This is a genomic window from Devosia sp., from assembly GCF_017307495.1.
Taxonomy (GTDB): Bacteria; Pseudomonadota; Alphaproteobacteria; order Rhizobiales; family Devosiaceae; genus Devosia_A.
In genome coordinates, this window is sequence record NZ_JAFKHE010000030.1 from 20,941 (window position 1) to 40,523 (window position 19,583).

Below are 19,583 nucleotides of genomic sequence, written 5' to 3' on the forward strand. Positions count from 1 at the left end.
GTCGTCGTTGCGGCTAAACGGCGTAAAGCTTCAGGCTGATCCCCGCCAACAACGGGCCCGCGGACACCAATGCGCAAGCCAACTCGATTGCCCCCCCGGAGGGCGCCCAGCCAGTCCATGGCCGAGCTGCTGCAGGCGGGGCTGCGGCTGCACCAGTCCGGTCGCGCCGAGGAAGCTGCCGGTCACTACCAGCGCGTGCTGGCAGCGGAGCCCCGGAATCCAGCCGCCAACCACCTCCTCGGTCTGGTGCACCTGCAGCGTGGCCGCCATGACCTCGCCGTCGACCACATCGCGCGGGCCGTGGCGGCACGGCCGGACGATGCGCAGTACCTCTGCAACCTCGGCGTGGCGCTGAACGGAGCCGGCCGTCCGGAAGAAGCGGTCCCCGCGTTCCAGCGGGCCATCGCCGCCCATCCCGGCTTCGCCGAGGCCCACTCCAACCTCGGCATGGCCTATCGCGCGCTGCGCCGGTTCGACGAGGCCGTGGGCGCCTATCGGCAGGCGGTCGCGCTCAAGCCGGCCGAGGCGGGCTTCCACTACAACCTGGGCAACGTCCTCGGCGAGGCCGGCTTCATAGTCGAGGCCGAGGCGGCCTATCGCGAGGCGCTGCGCCTCCGGCCCGGTTACGCCCCTGCGGTGAATGCCCTCGCCGGGCAGCTCTATGATCGCGGCAGGCCGGCCGAGGGCCTGCAACTGGTCGACGCCGCGCTGGCGCTGGCGCCGAACGACGCGGTGCTGCATATGCGGCGCGGCCGGCTGCTGGAGCAACTGGGACGCCTCGAGGATGCCGTTGGCGCCTACGATCGGTCTCTGCTGCTCAGCCCCGGCTTCGGCGAGGCGCATCAACATCGTGCGCACCTGCGCCGGTACGAGCATCGCGATGCCGACGTGGACGCCATGCAGGCCTTGTTCTCCGATGTCGATGCTCCGCTCGATGACCGGGTGTTCGCCGGCTTTGGCCTGGGCAAGGCATTGACCGACCTGGGCGAGCACGAGGCAGCCGTGGACACCTACCTGGCGGTCAACCGCCTGCATCGCGACCGTATCGCATTCTCCCTGGATCGGGCCCGGGCCGAGCTGCGCGCCGATGTCGGGCGCTTCGCCGGACTGGAGCTGCCGCGTCCGGGCGTCGGCCATGCCGGCGCGGCGCCGATCTTCGTGGTCGGCCTGCCGCGCTCGGGCAAGAGCACGCTCGAGGCGATCCTGGCGCGCCATCCCGACGTGGCCCCCGCCGGCGAGCTGCCGACGCTGAGCCGGCTCTTCACCCAGCTCATGCGCCAGCATGGGGAGGTACGTGCGATTCCCACGTCGGCCTACGAGGCAGTCGGGCGGGCCTATATGGAAGAAGCGGGGCGCTCCGTGCCACAAGGGCGGATCGTCGTCGACACGATGCCGTCCAACTATCGCCACATCGGCCTCATCCGGGCCGCCTTGCCCGACGCCCGCATCGTCTGGTGCCGGCGCGCTCCGGCCGCGCACTGCGTCGCCATCTTCGAGAAGTACCTCACGGGCAGGGGCTACGAGTACGCCTTCGACCTCGACGAGCTGGTTGCGTATCATGCGGCGTATCGCGACGCGGCCGTGGCGTGGCGGGCCGTCGCGGGCGACGCGATTCTCGAACTCGACCTGGCCGATTTGCGCGCAGATCCCGACGCCAGGTTGCGCGAAGTGGCCGAATTCTGCGGACTTTCGTGGGAGGGTGCCGTTTCCGTCGACCTCGAGACCGAGCCGCAGCTCGGCGGCTGGAGCGCCGAGCGTCTCTCCGGCAACCGGTCCGCTCAGATGGCCGCCTGGTATCGCGCCGCCCCTTGGCTCCACACGCTGGCTTGATGAACAGCGTTGTCATCCGGGCCCCGGAGGCGCCTGGCCGGACGCGCTAACGGACCGGTCACACCTGTTAACAGGCGGTTTCCAAACCTGTGCTGAATCTGCAACAGGCCTCCTTCAACCACCTTGCCGGTGCCCCAATTCGGCCATTCTGCGATTGCGCGCATCGAACTCCTGCGTAGAGTGGCTAATGCGAATCCATGCATGGGATCGTTTGTCGGTCGCAAACGCGACGACAACACACACAAGAGTGTGGTCGCGTTTCGACAAACCGCCGGGCAACTGGCAAAACGAATGACTGACTTTGGAGGTCAATAATGAAAATCAGGAGCCTTCTTCTGGGTTCTGTTGCGGCGGCTGGTCTCTCGACCGGTGCCTTTGCGGCCGATCTCGGCGTTCTGACGTCGCTCGACGTTTGCGACGCGCTTGGCCTGTCGGGCCTGACGATCTCGTCGGACACCAACTGCCTGCAGATCACCGGTGAAGTGAAGTACAACTTCAACTGGGGTGACTACACCGACAACGGCGACAGCGCGGTCTTCGTGGACACCGAGGCCGATGGCGGTCTCGACCTGCTGCCGGTTGGCAATGGTTACAACGATTGGTCGTCCAAGTTCAGCGCCTGGATCAAGTTCGTTGCGACCGCTGACTCTGACTTCGGTCCTGCCAAGGCCGTGCTGAAGCTGAAGCAGAAGGACTACAAGCTCGTCACCGATGCTGGCTACTCCGGCAGCAGCGCCTATGACACCAGCACTGGCTCGTCCAGCGGCGGAGTCTATATGGACGAAGCTTATGTCTCGATCGGCGACTCGACTGTGATCATGGCGGGCAAGAAGGGCTCGATCATGAAGAAGGGCGACGACGAACCGCTGAACTGGCTCGGCCTGTTCAACTCGGAAGACGTCGATTCGGGCGTGTCGTGGGGCCCGGATGTGTCGATCGGCGACGGCGGTCACGTGATCCAGATCACTTCCGACCTCGGCAATGGCGTGTCGGTTGGCGCGGGTCTCGAGAACCTCGATGGCTCGACCGCGTCTGAGGCCGGTACGGCTGTCGGCTATATCGCCTACGCTGGCGAAGGCATTTCGGCCCATGTGACGGTCGCTGCTGCTGGCGTGCTCGATGGCACGGTTGAGGACTGGGGCGTCCACGCTGGCTTCGCTGGTACCTTCGACAACTTCAAGGTCGTTCTGGCCGGTGCTTACGGCCACGACGATGTGATGAGCAGGGACTACTGGAACGTGCTGGCGTCGGCTTCGGCCACGTTCGACATGTTCACGATCGCCGCTTCGTTCGAAGCCGTGCAGAACGACGGCAACGACACCGACTACGGTGCTGGTGCGTCCATCGCTGCAACCGTATCGGATGGCGTGACGCTCAACCTGGGCGGTCGCTGGTACCACGAAGGAACCTCGGGCGACGACTCCTACCAGATCGCGGCCTCGGTGGCTGCGGCTGTGACCGAGTCGATCACTCTCACGGGTGAAATCGGCTACCTCAACAACGACGACGGCGAAGACGCGATGTACGGTTCGGCCAAGCTGGCCTGGGCTCCGGGCGGCGGCTACACCTCGTCGGTCAAGGGCACCGTGTCCTCGGCCAATTGGGGCGACCTCGGCTACAAGATCGAGACCGAGTTCAAGAAGACCTTCGAGTAAGCCTTACGGCCCAATCGGAATGGAAGGCCCGGCGTCAGCCGGGCCTTTCTTCGTTTGGGCGGCGCGAACGGGCCGTTCTTGCGTTGCCGTCCGTTCGGGATGCGCTCAGCCGCCGTTCATCTCCGTTCACCTAACTGTGCTCCGGCACGGCGGAAAAACCGCTTCGGACAAAGAGTTGGCGCACTTCTCCGATTCAGTGATTGGGGCTATGCCTCGTCGGGCGCGGGCGGCCGGCGCGAACACTGTGGATCCGGGACTGGTATGAGCATCTTCCTCAAGTGGGGTGTACCTGCGTTTGTCACGGTCGTCGGCGGCACCGCCGCCGCCATCGCCACGTCCGGAGCCGCCATGCCGCCGGACCTGACCGCCCGCGCCAGCGCCGCGATCGCCGATGCGAACTGGGCCGAAGTCAGCTTCGATGCGCGCGACGCCACGCTCAGCGGCACCGCGACGACGCAGCGGATGATCGACGACGCCGTGGCCAGGGTCGCCGCCGTCCACGGCGTCCGCTCGGTGACCGCGAAGGTCGTGCTCGCCGAGTACGCGAGCCCGTTCCCGTTTGTCGCCTCCATCGCCGGCGGCACGATCAGGCTGGCCGGTGGCTTGCCCGACGAGGACGCGCGCGCCCCGATCCTCGCGGCCGCCGGGGCCGGGACCACCGACGCGATGCGCCCGATGTCCGGCGGACCGGGCCGCGCCACCTGGGTCGCGGCGGTCGACTACGCCCTCGGCTATGCGCGCGAGCTCGACGAGGGCGAGGTGGCCCTGGCCGACCTGACGCTCACCGTCTCGGGGCGTGCGAAATCGCCCGAATCTTATGCCGCGTTGCAGCGGCTCGCGGCTGCGCCGGCGCCGGCCGGTGTCGTCCTCGCCTTCCACGAATTCACGCCCCCGCTGCACTCGCCCTACGAGTGGCGCGCCGAGTATGACGGCAGCCGCCTGATCCTCTCCGGCGCCGCGCCGAGCGGCGAGGTTGCGAACGCCCTCGAGGCGCTGGCGCCCAGCAGCAAGCCGGTCTCCACCAGCATGGTCGTCGCCTCCGGAGCCCCGTCCGGGTTCGAGGCGACGGCAAGCCAACTGGTGCAGAATCTGCTGAAACTGGAGCGCGGTAGCGCCACGATCTCAGGTACCACGTCAACGCTGTCGGGTTCTCCCGCGGATCCGGCGACTGCCGAAGCCATACGCGTGGCGATGACGCCGGGCGGAACGACCGTAACGCTCGGGCCCCCGCAGGTGCAGCAGTACTGGTTCAGCGCCGAGCGCGGCGCCACCGAAATCATCCTCGACGGTTTCGTGCCGGATGAGGCGCTGCGCGACCGCCTCGAAGCGATGGACGGAGTCGACGCTGCCAGCCTCGAACTCGGCCGCGGCGCTCCCGAGCGCTTCGAGTCCGGCGTGGATTTCATCGTAGAGGCCCTGGGCCACATGAGCGAAGGCCGTGGCAGCCTTGCCGGCACGGCGATCAGCCTTTCCGGCCGCGCCACCACCGTGGCTGAGTTCACCCGGCTGGAGACGACGCTCGACCTCGGTGCGCCGCAGGGATTGATCCTTGCCGGCACCGACATCAAGCCGCCGCTGGCGACACCGTTCACCTTCGCGGCCGAAAAGACCGCTGGCGGAGCGTTTGCCGTTTCCGGGCACGTGCCGAGCGAGGCGGTGCGCAAGGCCGTGCTGGCCGCCCTGCCGGGCGCCGCCGCCGACAGCACCACGATCGCCGACGGCAACCCGGCCGACTTCCGGGACGCCGCGATCAAGGCCGTTGGCGTTCTCGCCCTCCTCGACACCGGCAAGGTGGCCTATGACGGCGCGAGCTGGAGCCTGACCGGCACCGTCGACAGCCCGACCAAGGCCTTCGCCGCCGAGAGCGCCTTCGCCACGGCCGGCCTGCGTGCCGCCGGATGGTCCTACGCCGTGGCGCTGCCGGCCGCGTCGACCCCAGCGGCGCTGCCGGTGATCGATCCCTACGCCTGGCGCGCCCAGAAGCTGGCCGGAGGAGGCGTGACGTTCTCGGGTTTCGTGCCGACGCCGCAGTTGAAGTCCTACCTGGCGGTGCATGCCGGCCAGGGCGTGACCGACGGCTCCGCCCTCGGGGCCGGTGCGCCGGACGGCTTCATTGGCGATGCCATTGCTGCTCTCGACGCGCTGTTGGCGCTCGACGAGGGCAGTGTCAGCCTGTCGGCAGGCAGCTGGTCGCTCGACGGCAAGATCAGGACATCGGCCCACCGCCAGGCAGTGGAAAGCCAGCTGCGGCGGGCAGCAGACACCTCGCGCTGGCATGTCGCGATCCAGGCCGCCGACGCAGCCCCGGTCGTCGCCCCCTTCGTCTGGTCGGCGACCAAGGCGGCCGATGGCGCAGTCACGCTCGCCGGCTACGTCCCGACCGAATCGCTGCGCGCCGCTCTGGCCGCCGCGGGTGGGACGGGTGTCGTCGACAGGACGCTCGTCGGCTCGGGCGAGCCGCCGGGGTTCGATGCCGACGCCGGCGCCGGGCTTGCCGCACTGCTGAAGCTCGAAACCGGCGAACTCCGCTACGACGGCACGCGCTGGTCGATTTCCGGGCAGCCGAAGTCGCCCGCCGAAGCAGATGCCGTGACTGCCGCCGTCGCAGCGATGTCGGATGGAGGCGCGTCCTGGACCGCGGCGCTTGCCGCTCCGCTGGAGGCCGGGCCGGCCGCTCCGGTTGCGCCGGAGACCGTCGCGACCGACCCCGCGACCAACGCAGCCTCGGATCAAGCTGTCACCGTCGAGCCGGCGACGCCGGCGGCCGATGACGCCCAGCCGGTCCCGGCAGAGCCGGCGAAGCCCGCAGCCGACGCGGAAACCGCGGTCGCGGCGATCGAGCCGGCTGCGGAGACGCCGACGCCGCCCGCCGTGCGCGACTATGTCTTCGACGCGCGCAAGGTGCTTGGCGGCCCGGTCACCTTCGCCGGCGCCGTGCCGGCCGAACCGATGCGGCGCTACCTCGCAGTCATCACCGGCACCGAACCGGCCGAGGGTCTTTCGATCAGCGACAGCCTTCCCGAAGGCTTCATTCCTAGCGCCGAAGCCGGGAGCCGTGCGCTCAAGCTGCTGGCCGACGGCGAGTTCGGGCTCGACGGCGATACCTGGGTCTTCTCCGGGCGTGCCGAGACCGAGGCGCAGAAGCAGGCGGCGCTCGCCGAGCTGGCCGCGGCGCCGCAGGCGGACAGGTGGCAGACCAGCGTCACGCTGCTGCCGCCCCTGCTCGTGTGCAAGGACAAGGTCGGGGCCTTCGCGGCGCGCAATGCCATCCTGTTTCAGTCCGGCAGTGCCCGCATCGCAGCCGACTCGCTGCCCGCGATCGACGAGCTGGCTGCCGACCTGGCGCTCTGCCCCGAGGCAACGGTGGAAGTCGAGGGACACACGGACGCCGACGGTGACGATGCGGCCAACCTCGCCCTGTCGGTGTCGCGCGCCGAGGCCGTGGTCGACGCCCTGGTCGAGCGCGGCGTGGCCGCCGACCGGCTCTATGCGATCGGCTACGGCGAGAGCCTCCCCGTCGCGAGCAACGAGACGAAGGCCGGCAAGCAGGCCAACCGGCGCATCGCCTTTACCCTGTCCGACGAGTAGCGGGCCTCATGACGCTGGATTCCCTGACCTACCTGCTGCAGTTCTACTGGCCGTTCGTTGTCGGCGCCGCCGCCGTCGGGTTGGTGACGGGCTGGTGGTCCGTTGGCCAACGGAAGGGCTGAGTCCGCGATGCTGAACCCGGCCCATATCCTCGAGACCGCATTCCTCCTGCTGGCTGCGTTCCTCGCCGGCGCCATTGCTGGTTCGCTGGCAAGGCTGGCGGTGCGGCGCCTGGCGCCTACCAAGGCGGTGACGGCGGCACAACCACTTGTGTCCGCGGTACAGACGGTTGAGCCCGAGCCGGCGCTTGTTGCGGTACCGGTCATCGAGCCCGTGACGAAGCCGGCCCAGCCGGAGGCGCCGGTCGAAGTGCCGGTGCCGGAATTCGCCGAGGTTGCGAAGGCAATCGCGGCGCGCGAGGCCGATACCGTGGCTCCGCTGCCTGAGGTGAAGATGCCCAGGGTGGCGCCCCTGCCGCCGCTTTCGCCGGCGCGGCCCGTGCCCGTCATGGCACCGGCGCGTCGGGCCGCCCAGACCACGTCGGGCCTGCTCGTGCCGTCGCCCCGGGCGGTCGAGCAGGCAAGGACCCAGGTTGCCCAGGATGCTCCCAGCGCGGAGGTGATCCCTTTTCCCGTCGAGCGAGGCAGCACTTCGACCCGGGACGACACGGCCCCCGTTTCCGAGGTGAGGCCGGTCGAACCTGCCCCGGAATCGTCGGGAATCGTCGCGAGCGAGACGGCGACGCCCCCGGCTCCTTCCGAGGCGCCCGCGCCCGAGCCGGTCAAGGCGGCAACTGCCGAGCCCGCGCAGCCGCCTCACGATGGGGCATCGGCACCGGTTGCAGACGACGAGGCGGCCGCCATGCGCGCGATCGAGGGTGGCTGGTCGCCCCGGCGGTCTGGCGGCAAGCGTTCAGCCAAGGCGCCCAGACCCGAGGGGATAGCCGATGACGAGCCGGCTGCCGACGAGGTCGGACTTACCCAGGAGCAGCCGGGTCGGCCGGCTGGCATCGCCGAGCCACGCAACGGCACCAAGGACAACCTGACCAACATCATCGGCGTGATGCCGGTGATCGAGACCGCCCTCAATACCGTCGGCGTCTATCATTTCGACCAGATAGCCGCCTTCACCGACGACAACGTCGCCTGGCTCGAGGGGCACCTGGGGATAGACGGCCGCATCAACCGCGAGCACTGGCGCGAACAGGCCCGCGAACTGGCGGTGGTTTCCGAGCGCGCGCGAAAAGTCGTCAGCCAGCAATAGTCAGGCGGCCTTGCGCTGCTTCAGCAGCTTGCGCACGAACTCGGCGATCGGCTCGACATCCTCGACGGTGTTGAGCAGGGCAGGGGAGCCCTGGCCCTCGAGCACATAACCTTCGCTGTCGCGCCGCCTGCGAAGCATCTCCTCGAACGTCTCGCGCCTCACCTGCTCGGTGAGCTGCGTACGCATCAGCATGAGCGGTGCAGTGGCCAGGGCGTCGTATAACGGCCACTGCGGCACGAGGATGTCGTCGTGCTCGAAGGCTTCGAGCATCTTCACGAGGTAGGGGTCGAACAAGGCCCGCACCCGGCCGCGCTTGTCGAGGTAATGGGTGCGCGCTGCCAGCACATCGAGCAGGCCCTCGTTGGCGGCCGGATAGTCCGGCGACAGCATGCGGCGCGACATGGTGCGGAACCCGGCTTCGGAGCGGCTGCCGTCCAGATCCTTGAGGTTGTTGCGCAGCCGGACCAGACCGCGCGGGTCGGATACCGGGCCGGCATCGATGAGCACGGCGCCGGCGACGAGGTTGGGCCGCTCCGCCGCGAGCGCCATGACGACCTGCCCGCCATAGCCCTGGCCGAGGAAGATGCCGCCATCGACCGCCAGCGCGGCGAGGATCTGGATGACGTCCCGGGCATCGACCGTCGTGATGTAGCGCGACTTGTCGTTCCGGTCGGACGAGCGCCCGCGCCCCTTGAGGTCGATGAGCAGCACCGGCCAGTCGGCGCCATAGGCGCGGTGGAAATGGTTGGCGAAGTCGGCGAAGTCCGACATGTTGCGCTGGTAGCCCGGGACGCAGACCAGCGGGATACGGTCGACGCCGAGCCGGCCGGAGACGTGCACTGCAATCATCTCGTCGGCGGGACCGACGGCGTAGCGTGTCACCGGCAGGTTCTGGAAGCTGCGATAGTCGTCGGGGACGGTGCGGACGCGCTGAAGCATCCCTGAGCGATAGCAGCCGCCGTGCTCACCGCCAACGGCTAGCTCGGGATCTTCCTCAGCGCGCTGTCGATGCTGAGGTCGTCCTTGCCCAGACGGGCGCGGTAGACGAGATAGTTTCCGAGGACGCGCTTCACGTAGGTGCGCGTTTCCTGCACGGGGATGAGCTCGACCCAGACCACCGGATCGATCGACTCCGAGCGGGGGTCGCCGAAGGTGGCGATCCACTTGTTGGCGTTGCCGCCGCCGGCATTGTAGGCCGCGGCGGCGAGCAGCAGCGAGCCGTCAAAGCGCTCGAGCTGGGCCTTTAGGTAGGTCGAGCCGAGCAACGCGTTGTACTCCGCGTCGCTGGTCAGGCGGCTCTTTGAATAGGTGACGCCGAGCTTGCCGGCCGTCTCCTTTGCCGTCGCCGGCATCAACTGCATGAGTCCGCGAGCCCCGGCAGACGACACCGCATCGACCTGGAAGCGGCTCTCCTGGCGGGTGATGGCATAGACCGCCGCGTGGTCGATGGAGGCCAGCTGGGTTGCCGGCAGCCCGTCCTTGGGGAAGTTGAACAGGTCCAGCGGCACGCCACGGCGTTCGGCCGTGTCGGCAATGGTGATGGCGAGGTGATGGGAGTCGAGCGACTGGGCGAGGCGTGCCGCGAGCAGCAGTTCGCCACCGCTCGTCAGGTCTGTAGCGAGACTGCGTAGCAGCGGAACAGCCATTTCCCTGTGCCCGTTGTCGGCGAGCAGGCGAACCGCGCGAACGACTTCCCGGGCCTCGAAACCTGCTTCGGCAGGCTTCCAGGCCGGCATGTCGCGCAGCTCGACCGACTTCTGGCCCAGCGCCGCCCGGGCCAGTTGGCCGTAGTAGATGGTGCCGTATGCCGCGGCCCTTTGCCAGGCGGTGCGCGCACCGCTGGCGTCGCCGAGATCGCTCAGGGCGCGGCCCAGCCAGTAGTTTGCCTGCGTGACGGAGTCGGGCAGGGTGGAATTCGCCGCCATCGCTTCGAAGTGCGGGACCGCTGCCTTGGCGTCCTTGAGGAAGGCGAGAGCGATCCAGCCGGCGTGGAAATGCGCCTCGACCAGCCGTCCATCTGGCCCTTCCGTGTAGCCCGCAGCGGCGCGGTAGGCGCGCTTGACCTCGCCCAGGGCGAGTAGCTGGCGGGTAAGCGTACGGCGCTCGTACCAGAACTCTTCCGAATCTGGGATGTTGCCGTCGGCCCTGTCGAGCCAGTCGATGGCCTGGTCCCACAGCTCGAACTGCCGAGCGCGCTGGGCCCGGCTGAACAGATAGACCGGATTTGAGCGCAGCGACGGATCGACCGCGTCGAGCAGCTTCTTGGCGTCCTTGGCGTCGCGGGATACCGCGATGCGGGCGACGGCCAGGGACTTCTGTGCCGGGGTCAGGAACTTCATCAGCCGTTCGACGGCGGTGGCGCGGTCATGCATCATCAGGTGCATGGCGCGAGCCCAGTGATCGTCGCGATCGAGCAGCTCGCCAAGCTTGTCCAGCACCCTGGACTCGGTCGCCTTGTCGAGGAAGTTCTCGGTCCAGATCGAGCGTGCCAGCCGCGCGGCGCGTGGCTTCTGTCCGTCGGCGACATAAGCCTGGGCCAGCGCGATCTGCGCGGTGACGGTGTTGGGCATCGCCCCGCCGAGATCCTTGATGATCGTGGCACCGTCGGCCTGCTCCTTGATGAGCGCCTGCTCGAGCCGGGTGCGAAACACGGCGGCCTTGGCAAACTCCGGCGCGTCGGCAAGAAAGCGCAGGACCGAGGCGGCGGGAACCTCGCCGTTGCCGTAATAGATCGCCGCCCACTGGATGGTGCGGCGTTCGGTGGCGTCGGCAATGCTGCGGGCGAACTCGTAGGCGGCGGCCTGGTCGCCATCGGCGAGCAGTTGCAGCGCCTGCCGGAACGTGACCGAGGCGGCGGCCGGCAAGTCCACGGCGGCGCTGTCGATGGCGCCGGTCGTCATCGGATCGACCATGGCGGTTGGGGCCGAGGCGACGATACCCGGCCTGTCGTTGGCGCGCGACAACACCGTGGGGAGCGGCGCCGCGACCACGACGCTTGCAGCAAGAATGCCTGCAGCTAGGCCCCTGAGGCCTTGCGCGACAACCATGGTAACCGTCCTGTTGGTCCTCGGTACAAATCCAACAAGGTGCCCCCACCCTTGCAGCACACCTAGAATCGCACGGTGCCCGTGAACGTTTGGTTAGCCACTCGGTCCTTGTGGGTGTGCTTTGCGAGCTTGTCCGACTGGTTGCTTGTCGCGCCGCACGAGAAAAACTATGGTGCGCGACTGTGGCCCCGGGATGATCCGGATGTGGCCATATTCTGGCCGCACGGCCCACCAACAAGCCCGCGACCGTCCTGCGGCGGCGCACACACCCAAGAGGAACTCATCCGAATGCTGCGAGGTTCGATCACGGCGCTCATCACTCCGTTCGCGAACGGGGCGCTGGATGAGAAAGCCTTCAGTCGTTTCGTGGATTGGCAGGTCCAGGAGGGTTCGCACGGGCTCGTGCCGGTCGGCACCACTGGGGAAAGCCCCACCGTCACCCACGAGGAGCACCGCCGGCTCATCGAGATCTGTGTCGAGGTGACGGCCCGACGCGTGCCGGTCCTGGCCGGTGCCGGGTCGAACTCTACCGACGAAGCCGTGGCCCTGACCCGCTTTGCCGAGGATGTCGGTGCCGATGCGGTGCTGTCGGTTGTGCCCTACTACAACAAGCCGACCCAGGAGGGGATGTTCCAGCACTTCTCCGCCGTGGCCGCGGCGACGGCGCTGCCGATCATCCTGTACTCGGTCCCCGGCCGCACCGTCGTCGACCTGACGGTGGACACCATCGCCCGGCTCAAGGACGCGCACCCCAACGTCATCGGCGTCAAGGACGCCACCGCCAGCATGGAGCGCGCCAGCCTGCAGCGCGCCCGGCTCGGCGCCGATTTCATCCTGCTCTCTGGCGAGGACATGACGGCGCTCGGCTTCAATGCCCATGGCGGCCACGGCTGCATCTCGGTGACCTCAAATGTCGCGCCGCGCCTCAGCGCCCTGTTCCAGAACGCCTGCCAGCAGGGCAACTATGCCGAGGCCCTGGCGCTGCAGGACAAGCTCGTGCCGCTGCACAAGGCGCTGTTCCTCGAGAACAATCCTGGCGGCGTGAAGTATGCGGCCTCGCGGCTCGGGCTGTGTGCCAACGAGTTCCGCCTGCCGGTCGTGCCGGTGAGCAAGAACAACGAGCAGGCGATCGATGCCGCCTTGCAGCACGCAGGCCTGCTGCCCAACTAAGCGGAGCGCGCTCGGCACAAGCAGCCGCGATCCGGCGGCGCGAGCGCGCGATCACTAGGAAGATTTATGGCTAAGGCACCTGGCAAACCCGCGACCATCTCGACCGGGCCCGTGGCGGAGAACCGCCGGGCCCGCTTCGACTATGAGATCCTCGACACGCTCGAGGCGGGCATCGTGCTCACCGGCACCGAGGTGAAGTCGCTGCGCCAGGGCAAGGCCCAGATTACCGAAAGCTACGCCTCGCCCGAGCGGGGCGAACTGTGGCTGATCAATGCCCACATCCCGGAATACCTGCAGGCCAACCGCTTCAACCATGAGGAAAAGCGGCCGCGCAAGCTGCTCGTCAACAAGAAGCAGCTCGCCAAGCTCAGCCAGGATGTGGAACGCGCCGGCAACACCATCGTGCCGCTCAAGCTCTATTTCAACGAGCAGGGCCGGGCGAAGCTGCTGATCGGTATCGGCAAGGGCAAGAAGAGCTTCGACAAGCGCCAAACCGAACGGAACCGCGACTGGGGCCGGGAGAAGTCCCGCCTGATGAAGGAAGGAGGACGGGGCTAGCCTCGTCCGGAACAGCCGCCGTCATCGCCTACTTGTTCTTCCCGTTACCTTTGCCGCCGTGGTTGCCCTTGTTGTGGCCCTTTCCGGGGTTGCCGGTCTCGTAGTCGCCTTCCGACCCCTCGCCGCCATTGCCCCAGCCGTTGTTGCCCTTGCCCGGATGTTCCTCCCCGTTGCCCTGTGGGGGCGGAGGCGGCGGCGGGGGCGGGGGAGGAGGTGGTGGGGGCGGAGGAGGTGGGGGCGGAGGAACAACGTCGGCGAGCTTGCGCGGCGACTTGTCCTCGGCCGTCTTGATCGGGCTGGCGCACCGGGCCGGGCGATCGACGCGGAACTCGCGCAGCAGGCGGGCTTGCGACTCTACATAGGGAAAGGCCGTGCTGGCGACCTTGAGCCGCTCCGCTTCCTTGCCGAGCAGCTTGGCCTGCCGGCGCGACATCAGCTGCGCGACTTCGCAGCGCTGGGTGAGTTCCACGCATTCGCCCACCGTCGGGCACAGGCGGACGCCGCCCTCGAACAGGATCACGCTGGTCTGGCCCGTGGCCCCATCCACGGTGAAGTCGAATTCGGTGCCGCGCACGCCCATGGTGCCGGTCGGCGTGGCGATCGAGTAGGCGCTCTTGTCACCCTTGCCGGTGATGAAGCGGAACGTGCCGGCGAGCGCGTTGACCGCGAACTTCTGCGGCGTGCCGTCGTTGCGCATCAGGTAGCGTTCGATGACGAGGCTCGAGCCGCGCCCGATCACCAGGTGGGTCTGATCGGAAAAGATCACCTGGACTTCGCCGCTGGCGCCGGTGACGACGGTCTCGCCTTCGCGCAGATCGCTCCCGCGCAACAGCGTGACCCTGTCCGGGCCAAGCGTACCCGTCGCCTGCGGAGTGACATCCGCGACGGTTGCGAGCTGATCCTCGGCGAACGTCTCGCCGGCAAGAAGAGCACAGAGCACTACGGCGAGAGCCGAAAGACGCAGCCGCACGATTTACCCCACGACCAAAAGTCCAGCGGGGCATTAACGCTCTGTTTACTGTCGATGGCAAGCAATTCGATGCCGAAGCGCGAGAAACGGCAGAAAAGTCCGACCTAAGTCGCTATCAGGCGCGCCGCCCGGCCTACTACATCCTCGAACATCGTCGTGGTCAGCACGCCGGTGTTGGTGTTGTACCGGGAGCAATGGTAGCTGTCGAAGAGCACGGTCCCGCTCGACAGGATGTGCTCGGCCCCGTGCGCGAACGGATAGGCGCTGCGCTTTTCCCCAAGGGCAGAGAGCAGCGAATCATGGGCGATGCGGCCGAGCGCCAGGAATGCGCGCGGCGTGTGCACCTCGATGCTTTCGGCGAGAAAGTCCCGGCAGGTCCTGATCTCTTCCGGGGTAGGCTTGTTCTGCGGCGGCACGCAACGCACGGCGTTGACGATCAGCACCCCGTCCAGCCTGAGCCCGTCATCGGGCCGTTGCTTGTAGTGCCCGCTGGCGAGGCCGAATTTGCCGAGCGTGGCGTAGAGCAGATCGCCCGCATAGTCGCCGGTGAATGGACGGCCGGTGCGGTTCGCCCCCTTCAGCCCGGGCGCCAGGCCGACGATCATCAGTCCGGGGCGGTCGTCTCCCCAGTTGGGAACGGGAGCGTTGAAGAAGTCGGGGTAGGCGCGCCGGTTGTCATGGCGAAACGCCACGAGGCGTGGGCAGCGCGGGCAATCATGCGGCGGATTGGTCTGATGCAAGGCGAACCGGAGGGCAGGGACTCAGCTGCCCTTAGGCTCCACGGTCGCCATCGGCCGGTCAACCGGGCGTTCGGTCCCATGCTGCGCGGTCCGGTCAATGGGCGGAACCCGGCCGACCGTCTTGGCGAGTTCGGCCACGTCGAGGAAGAAGTCCGCCTGCCGACGCAGTTCGTCCGAGATCATTGGGGTCGGCGTCGTCAGCGTCGATACCACGGTGACGCGCTTGCCCTTCCGCTGCAGGGCCGCCACGAGGGCAGTGAAGTCCCCGTCGCCGGAAAAAAGCACAAGGTGGTCATAGTACTGGCTCATCTCCAGGGCATCGACGCACAGCTCGATGTCCATGTTTCCCTTGATCTTTCGCCGTCCCGCCGCGTCCGTGAACTCCTTGGCCGGCTTGGTGACGACGGTGAAGCCGTTATAGTCCAGCCAGTCGATCAGCGGCCGGATCGAGGAGTACTCCTGATCCTCGACGAGCGCAGTGTAGTAGTAGGCCCTCAGCAGGTACGACTTGGCCTGGAACTCGGCCAGCAGACGGCGGTAATCGATGTCGATGCCGACGGCCTTGCTCGTGGCGTACAGATTCGCGCCGTCGATGAACAGCACGACCTTTTCGCGCGGATCGATGGACATGGGAATTCTCCTGACCGGGTCGGCCGGCCTCTCAGGCTGCCCGGCATAAAACGCATTGGCTCACGGCTATGTCTAAGGGCAGCCGATCAAGGGGCAATTTTACTCCCTAAGTTCGGAATACGCGCTTAATCGACGAAATTTGCAACCGGATTCGATCTGGAGGTCGTGCTCCGATTTGTGGGGGCTCGCGCAAGTAGCTGTCCCGGCGAGCCAAACGCCGATGGCGCGGCGTGCGGGCGGGCAACGGGAAACACGGCTTTGTGCCATCGGGCCGAAAAACTTGTACGATATGGCCCGCTCGTGTATGAGGGCCCCTTGATCCCACACCTACCTGGAGACGTACGTGGCCCGCGTCACAGTCGAAGACTGCATTGAGAAGGTGAACAACCGTTTCGACCTCGTGCTGATGGCTGCCCACCGCGCCCGCATGATTTCGGCCGGTTCGCAGATCACCGTCAGCCGCGACAACGACAAGAATCCCGTCGTTGCGCTGCGCGAGATCGGCGATGGCACCATCTCCCCGGAAGACCTGCGCGAGGACCTGATCCACTCGATGCAGAAGTATGTCGAGGTCGACGAGCCCGAAAAGCACGCCGCCCCGCTGCTCGACGCCAACGCGGACGAGGACAGCGACACCTTTGACACGATCTCGGAAGACGAGCTGCTGCGCGGCATCGAGTCGCTCGCGCCGCCTGAGCGTCGCGACGATTGATCGTCGGCTGATCTCGCATATATAGTCTTGAGGCGTCGGGCGTTTCGCCCGGCGCCTTTTTTGTTTGCGTGATCGGCGCGTGTGATTGCGCGACCTGTAGACCAGCCACCAAGGCCGGGCCGCGTAGGAGTGCGGCACCCCATGATGCGTCAGTATGAGCTCGTCGAGCGGGTGCAATCTTACAACCCGAATACCGACGAGGCGCTGCTCAACAAGGCCTATGTCTATGCCATGCAGAAGCATGGCACGCAGAAACGCGCCTCCGGCGACCCGTATTTCGCTCATCCGCTCGAAGTCGCGGCGATCCTGACCGACCTCAAGCTCGACGATGCGTCGATTGCCGTGGCCTTGCTGCACGACACGATCGAGGACACCGACGCGACACGCGCCGAGATCGATCAGCTGTTCGGGCCCGAGATCGGCTCGATCGTCGACGGGCTCACCAAGATCGAGCGGCTGCAACTGGTGACGCGCGAGGAGGCGCAGGCCGAGAACCTGCGCAAGCTCCTGCTCGCCATCTCGGCGGATGTGCGGGTGCTGCTGGTCAAGCTTGCCGACCGCCTGCACAACATGCGCACCCTGGACTTCATGCGCGAGGACAAGCGCAAGCGCATCGCCAAGGAGACGATGGACATCTATGCGCCGCTCGCCGGACGCATGGGGATGCAGGGCATGCGACAGGAGCTGGAGGACCTCGCCTTCAAGCACCTTCAGCCCGAGCACTACAAGGCGATCACCAGCCGCCTCGATGAGATGAAGGCGGAGTTCGCCGACACCATCAACACCATCAAGGTCGAACTCACCGACCGGCTGAAGAGCGATGGGATCGAGGCGCGCGTCTCGGCCCGCGTCAAGTCGCCCTGGTCGATCTACACCAAGATCGAGCGCAAGCAGATCGCGCTCGAACAGCTCTCCGACATGATCGGATTCCGGGTGATCGTGCCAACCGTGCCTGACTGCTACCGGGCCCTCGGGATCGTGCACACCAACTGGAAGGTCGTGCCCGGCCGCTTCAAGGACTATATCTCCGTCCCCAAGCACAACGACTATCGCTCAATCCACACCACCATCGTCGGGGTGGGGCGGCAGCGCGCCGAACTGCAGATTCGAACCGAGGAGATGCACCGGGTCGCCGAACTCGGCATCGCGGCGCACGCGCTGTACAAGGAAGGCGCGACCGACATCCACAAGATCGAGAACGAATCCAAGGCCTTCGTCTGGTTGCGCTCGACCATCGAGCACCTGACGGCGGGTGCCTCGACCGAGGATTTCCTCGAATACACCAAGCTCGAGCTGTTCCAGGACCAGGTGTTCTGCTTCACCCCGCGCGGCCGCCTTATCGCGCTGCCGCGCGGCGCCACGCCGATCGACTTCGCCTACGCGCTGCACACCGACATCGGCGACACCGCGGTCGGGGCCAAGATCAACGGCCAGATCGTGCCGCTGGTGACGCAGCTGCGCTCCGGCGACGAGATCGAGATCATCCGCGACCAGAACCACCTTCCGCCCAGCAACTGGGAAACCATCGCCGCCACCGGCAAGGCCCGCTCGGCCATCCGCCGCGCCGTTCGCCTGCAGCAGCAGCAGCGCGCCCAGGCGCTGGGCGAGCACGTGCTCTCCGTGCTGCTCGAGCGCGAAGGCATACTGCTCGACGACGGCGAGTTCAGGCAGTTGGCCGAAGGGCTCGGCCAGCCCGGCAAGAAGGAACTGCTCGTCGCGCTGGGCGAAGGCAAGATCAGCGGCGACGACCTCGACATGCAGGTGATGGAGGTCAAGGGCATCAAGCGTCGCCGCAAGAAGATCGACCTGCCGGTGCCCGACAAGGCCGAAGGCTGGTTCGCCCTGCGCTCGACCGAGCTGTTTCGATTCCGGGTGCCTGGCAACCCGCGCTCCGGGCCGCTGGCCAAGGCGGCGCTGGCGCAGCTCGACTTCAAGACGCGCGTCGACGTTTCGCCCGAAGGCGTCGTGCCGGGCGACCGTCTCGTCGGCATCATGGAACCGGATAAGTCGATCGTGATCTACCCGATCCACTCCGATGCGCTCTCCGAGCTGTACGACCGCGATGTGGCCTGGATCGACGTGCGCTGGGATATCGTGGGGCACGAGGACCGCGACTATCAGTGCGTCATCTCCATGCAGGCGCAGAACAAGCCCGGATCGCTGGCGCAGATCTCGACGGTGATTGCGGCGTGCGAGGCCAACATCCATAATCTCGTGATGCGCATGGAATCGCCGGATTTCCACCGCTTCATCTTCCAGATCGAGGTCCGGGACCTGGCGCAGCTGACCGATGTGCTGAATTCACTCAAGCTCTCGGCCGGAATCTCGGACGTGCAGCGCGCGACGGTGGCCGAGGCGCGGGCGCTCGACCGGATCGAATGGAATGCGCCCCAGCGGCAAGAGGAGCCTGCGTGACCACCCAAGAAGTCCTGGACCTGTTTCGCGAAAGCGGAGCGCTGCTCGAAGGCCACTTCATCCTGTCCTCGGGCCTGCGCTCTCCGATCTTCCTGCAGAAGGCGCGGGTGTTCATGCATCCGGCCAAGGCGGAGAAGCTGTGCCGGGCGCTGGCCGAGAAAATCCGCGCGGCCGGCTACGGCGATGTCAGCCAGATCGTGTCGCCAGCCGTCGGCGGCATCATTCCGGGCTACGAGACGGCCCGGCACCTCGGCGTGCCGGCGATCTACACCGAGCGCGTCAATGGCGTGTTCGAGCTGCGGCGGGGGTTCGAACTCCAGCCCGGCGAGAAGGTGATCGTGGTCGAGGACATCGTCTCGACCGGCGTGTCCATCCGCGAATGCATCGAGGCGATCCGCCAGACCGGCGCCAATGTCGTCGCCGCCGCCTGCCTGATCGATCGCTCGGCTGGTGAGGCCGATGTCGGCGTGCCGTTGGTCTCGCTGGTGCAATACAAGGTCCCGGCCTATCCCGCCGACGCGCTGCCGCCGGAACTGGCGGCCATCCCGGCGATCAAGCCGGGCTCGAGGGGGCTCTCATGATCATCGGGCTGGGTAACGATCTGTGCGATATCCGCCGCGTCGAGAAGACGCTGGCGCGCTACGGCGATCGGTTCACGCACCGGATCTTCACCGAGATCGAGCGCGCCAAGTCCGATCGGCGGGCCCAGCGCGCGGCCTCCTACGCCAAGCGTTTCGCGGCCAAGGAAGCCTGTTCCAAGGCGCTGGGGACCGGCCTTAGTTTCGGCGTTTATTGGCGCGACATGGGCGTCGTGAACCTCCCCTCGGGCAAGCCGACGATGAAGCTGACCAACGGCGCTGCCCGCGTGCTGGAGCGGCTTGTTCCGCCGGGGATGAAGCCTCATATCCACCTGACCATTACCGACGACGGCGGCATGGCGCAGGCATTCGTCATCATCGAAGCGCTGCCGATTGACCAGGCGCCGGCGCTCCCGTAACCACTTGG

Annotated in this window: 15 protein-coding genes; 10 read left to right on the top strand and 5 right to left on the bottom strand. The window is 67.1% G+C overall.

Annotated features, from left to right (window positions below):
* The first annotated feature begins 117 nt into the window (after positions 1 to 117).
* From J0I99_RS18575 to J0I99_RS18590, 4 genes are all read left to right on the top strand, one after another.
* Positions 118 to 1,830 (top strand): tetratricopeptide repeat-containing sulfotransferase family protein, encoded by a 1,713-nt coding sequence (locus J0I99_RS18575; RefSeq protein WP_291398972.1) that lies wholly within the window; start codon positions 118 to 120, stop codon positions 1,828 to 1,830.
* 314 nt (positions 1,831 to 2,144) lie between these two features.
* The gene (locus tag J0I99_RS18580; protein ID WP_291398973.1) at positions 2,145 to 3,485 is read left to right on the top strand and encodes a hypothetical protein; all 1,341 of its coding nucleotides are present in this window, start codon (positions 2,145 to 2,147) and stop codon (positions 3,483 to 3,485) included.
* Positions 3,486 to 3,746: 261 nt separating this feature from the next.
* Entirely contained in the window at positions 3,747 to 7,073 is a 3,327-nt protein-coding gene (locus J0I99_RS18585; protein ID WP_291398974.1) for an OmpA family protein, read from the top strand.
* A gap of 129 nt (positions 7,074 to 7,202) precedes the next feature.
* Positions 7,203 to 8,336: a hypothetical protein gene (locus J0I99_RS18590; protein ID WP_291398975.1), complete on the top strand. Its 1,134-nt coding sequence runs from the start codon at positions 7,203 to 7,205 to the stop codon at positions 8,334 to 8,336.
* Here J0I99_RS18590 and J0I99_RS18595 read toward each other — a convergent pair whose 3' ends face one another.
* Together J0I99_RS18595 and J0I99_RS18600 are read right to left on the bottom strand one after the other, a co-directional pair.
* Positions 8,337 to 9,275 (bottom strand): alpha/beta hydrolase, encoded by a 939-nt coding sequence (locus tag J0I99_RS18595; protein WP_291398976.1) that lies wholly within the window; start codon positions 9,273 to 9,275, stop codon positions 8,337 to 8,339. It abuts the gene before it with no gap.
* 38 nt (positions 9,276 to 9,313) lie between these two features.
* Positions 9,314 to 11,383: a lytic transglycosylase domain-containing protein gene (locus J0I99_RS18600; protein WP_291398977.1), complete on the bottom strand. Its 2,070-nt coding sequence runs from the start codon at positions 11,381 to 11,383 to the stop codon at positions 9,314 to 9,316.
* Between the two features lie 288 nt (positions 11,384 to 11,671).
* Between J0I99_RS18600 and dapA the strand changes: the two genes are divergently transcribed.
* Both dapA and smpB read left to right on the top strand, forming a co-directional pair.
* Complete coding sequence (gene dapA, locus J0I99_RS18605) at positions 11,672 to 12,553, top strand: 4-hydroxy-tetrahydrodipicolinate synthase (RefSeq protein ID WP_291391064.1); 882 nt, start codon at positions 11,672 to 11,674, stop codon at positions 12,551 to 12,553.
* 66 nt (positions 12,554 to 12,619) lie between these two features.
* A complete protein-coding gene (smpB, locus tag J0I99_RS18610) occupies positions 12,620 to 13,111 on the top strand; it encodes an SsrA-binding protein SmpB (protein WP_291398978.1) in 492 nt (163 codons plus the stop codon).
* A 28-nt stretch (positions 13,112 to 13,139) separates the two neighbouring features.
* Here the strand turns inward: smpB and J0I99_RS18615 are convergent, their stop codons facing one another.
* The 3 genes from J0I99_RS18615 to J0I99_RS18625 all read right to left on the bottom strand — a co-directional run bounded on the left by J0I99_RS18615 (position 13,140) and on the right by J0I99_RS18625 (position 15,451).
* A complete protein-coding gene (locus J0I99_RS18615) occupies positions 13,140 to 14,081 on the bottom strand; it encodes a FecR domain-containing protein (protein WP_291398979.1) in 942 nt (313 codons plus the stop codon).
* 104 nt (positions 14,082 to 14,185) lie between these two features.
* Entirely contained in the window at positions 14,186 to 14,773 is a 588-nt protein-coding gene (locus tag J0I99_RS18620) for a uracil-DNA glycosylase (RefSeq protein WP_367115453.1), read from the bottom strand.
* Positions 14,774 to 14,842: 69 nt separating this feature from the next.
* On the bottom strand, positions 14,843 to 15,451 hold the full coding sequence (locus J0I99_RS18625; protein WP_291391057.1) for an NYN domain-containing protein: 609 nt from the start codon (positions 15,449 to 15,451) through the stop codon (positions 14,843 to 14,845).
* Positions 15,452 to 15,794: 343 nt separating this feature from the next.
* Here J0I99_RS18625 and rpoZ point away from each other — a divergent pair, with 343 nt between their 5' ends.
* The 4 genes from rpoZ to acpS all read left to right on the top strand — a co-directional run bounded on the left by rpoZ (position 15,795) and on the right by acpS (position 19,575).
* Positions 15,795 to 16,163 (top strand): DNA-directed RNA polymerase subunit omega, encoded by a 369-nt coding sequence (gene rpoZ, locus J0I99_RS18630; protein ID WP_291391058.1) that lies wholly within the window; start codon positions 15,795 to 15,797, stop codon positions 16,161 to 16,163.
* Between the two features lie 141 nt (positions 16,164 to 16,304).
* Complete coding sequence (locus tag J0I99_RS18635; protein ID WP_291398980.1) at positions 16,305 to 18,578, top strand: bifunctional (p)ppGpp synthetase/guanosine-3',5'-bis(diphosphate) 3'-pyrophosphohydrolase; 2,274 nt, start codon at positions 16,305 to 16,307, stop codon at positions 18,576 to 18,578.
* A complete protein-coding gene (pyrE, locus tag J0I99_RS18640; RefSeq protein WP_291398981.1) occupies positions 18,575 to 19,159 on the top strand; it encodes an orotate phosphoribosyltransferase in 585 nt (194 codons plus the stop codon). The genes J0I99_RS18635 and pyrE overlap by 4 nt, the downstream gene beginning before the upstream one ends.
* Positions 19,156 to 19,575: a holo-ACP synthase gene (gene acpS, locus J0I99_RS18645; protein WP_291398983.1), complete on the top strand. Its 420-nt coding sequence runs from the start codon at positions 19,156 to 19,158 to the stop codon at positions 19,573 to 19,575. Before pyrE ends, acpS begins: the two co-directional genes overlap by 4 nt.
* Positions 19,576 to 19,583: the final 8 nt, after the last annotated feature.

Bases quoted from the DNA above. Each gene is read 5' to 3' on its own strand.
- J0I99_RS18575 (WP_291398972.1), top strand. From the start codon at position 118: ATGGCCGAGCTGCTGCAGGCGGGGCTGCGGCTGCACCAGTCCGGTCGC.
- J0I99_RS18580 (WP_291398973.1), top strand. From the start codon at position 2,145: ATGAAAATCAGGAGCCTTCTTCTGGGTTCTGTTGCGGCGGCTGGTCTC.
- J0I99_RS18585 (WP_291398974.1), top strand. From the start codon at position 3,747: ATGAGCATCTTCCTCAAGTGGGGTGTACCTGCGTTTGTCACGGTCGTC.
- J0I99_RS18590 (WP_291398975.1), top strand. From the start codon at position 7,203: ATGCTGAACCCGGCCCATATCCTCGAGACCGCATTCCTCCTGCTGGCT.
- J0I99_RS18595 (WP_291398976.1), bottom strand. From the start codon at position 9,275: ATGCTTCAGCGCGTCCGCACCGTCCCCGACGACTATCGCAGCTTCCAG.
- J0I99_RS18600 (WP_291398977.1), bottom strand. From the start codon at position 11,383: ATGGTTGTCGCGCAAGGCCTCAGGGGCCTAGCTGCAGGCATTCTTGCT.
- dapA (WP_291391064.1), top strand. From the start codon at position 11,672: ATGCTGCGAGGTTCGATCACGGCGCTCATCACTCCGTTCGCGAACGGG.
- smpB (WP_291398978.1), top strand. From the start codon at position 12,620: ATGGCTAAGGCACCTGGCAAACCCGCGACCATCTCGACCGGGCCCGTG.
- J0I99_RS18625 (WP_291391057.1), bottom strand. From the start codon at position 15,451: ATGTCCATCGATCCGCGCGAAAAGGTCGTGCTGTTCATCGACGGCGCG.
- J0I99_RS18635 (WP_291398980.1), top strand. From the start codon at position 16,305: ATGATGCGTCAGTATGAGCTCGTCGAGCGGGTGCAATCTTACAACCCG.
- acpS (WP_291398983.1), top strand. From the start codon at position 19,156: ATGATCATCGGGCTGGGTAACGATCTGTGCGATATCCGCCGCGTCGAG.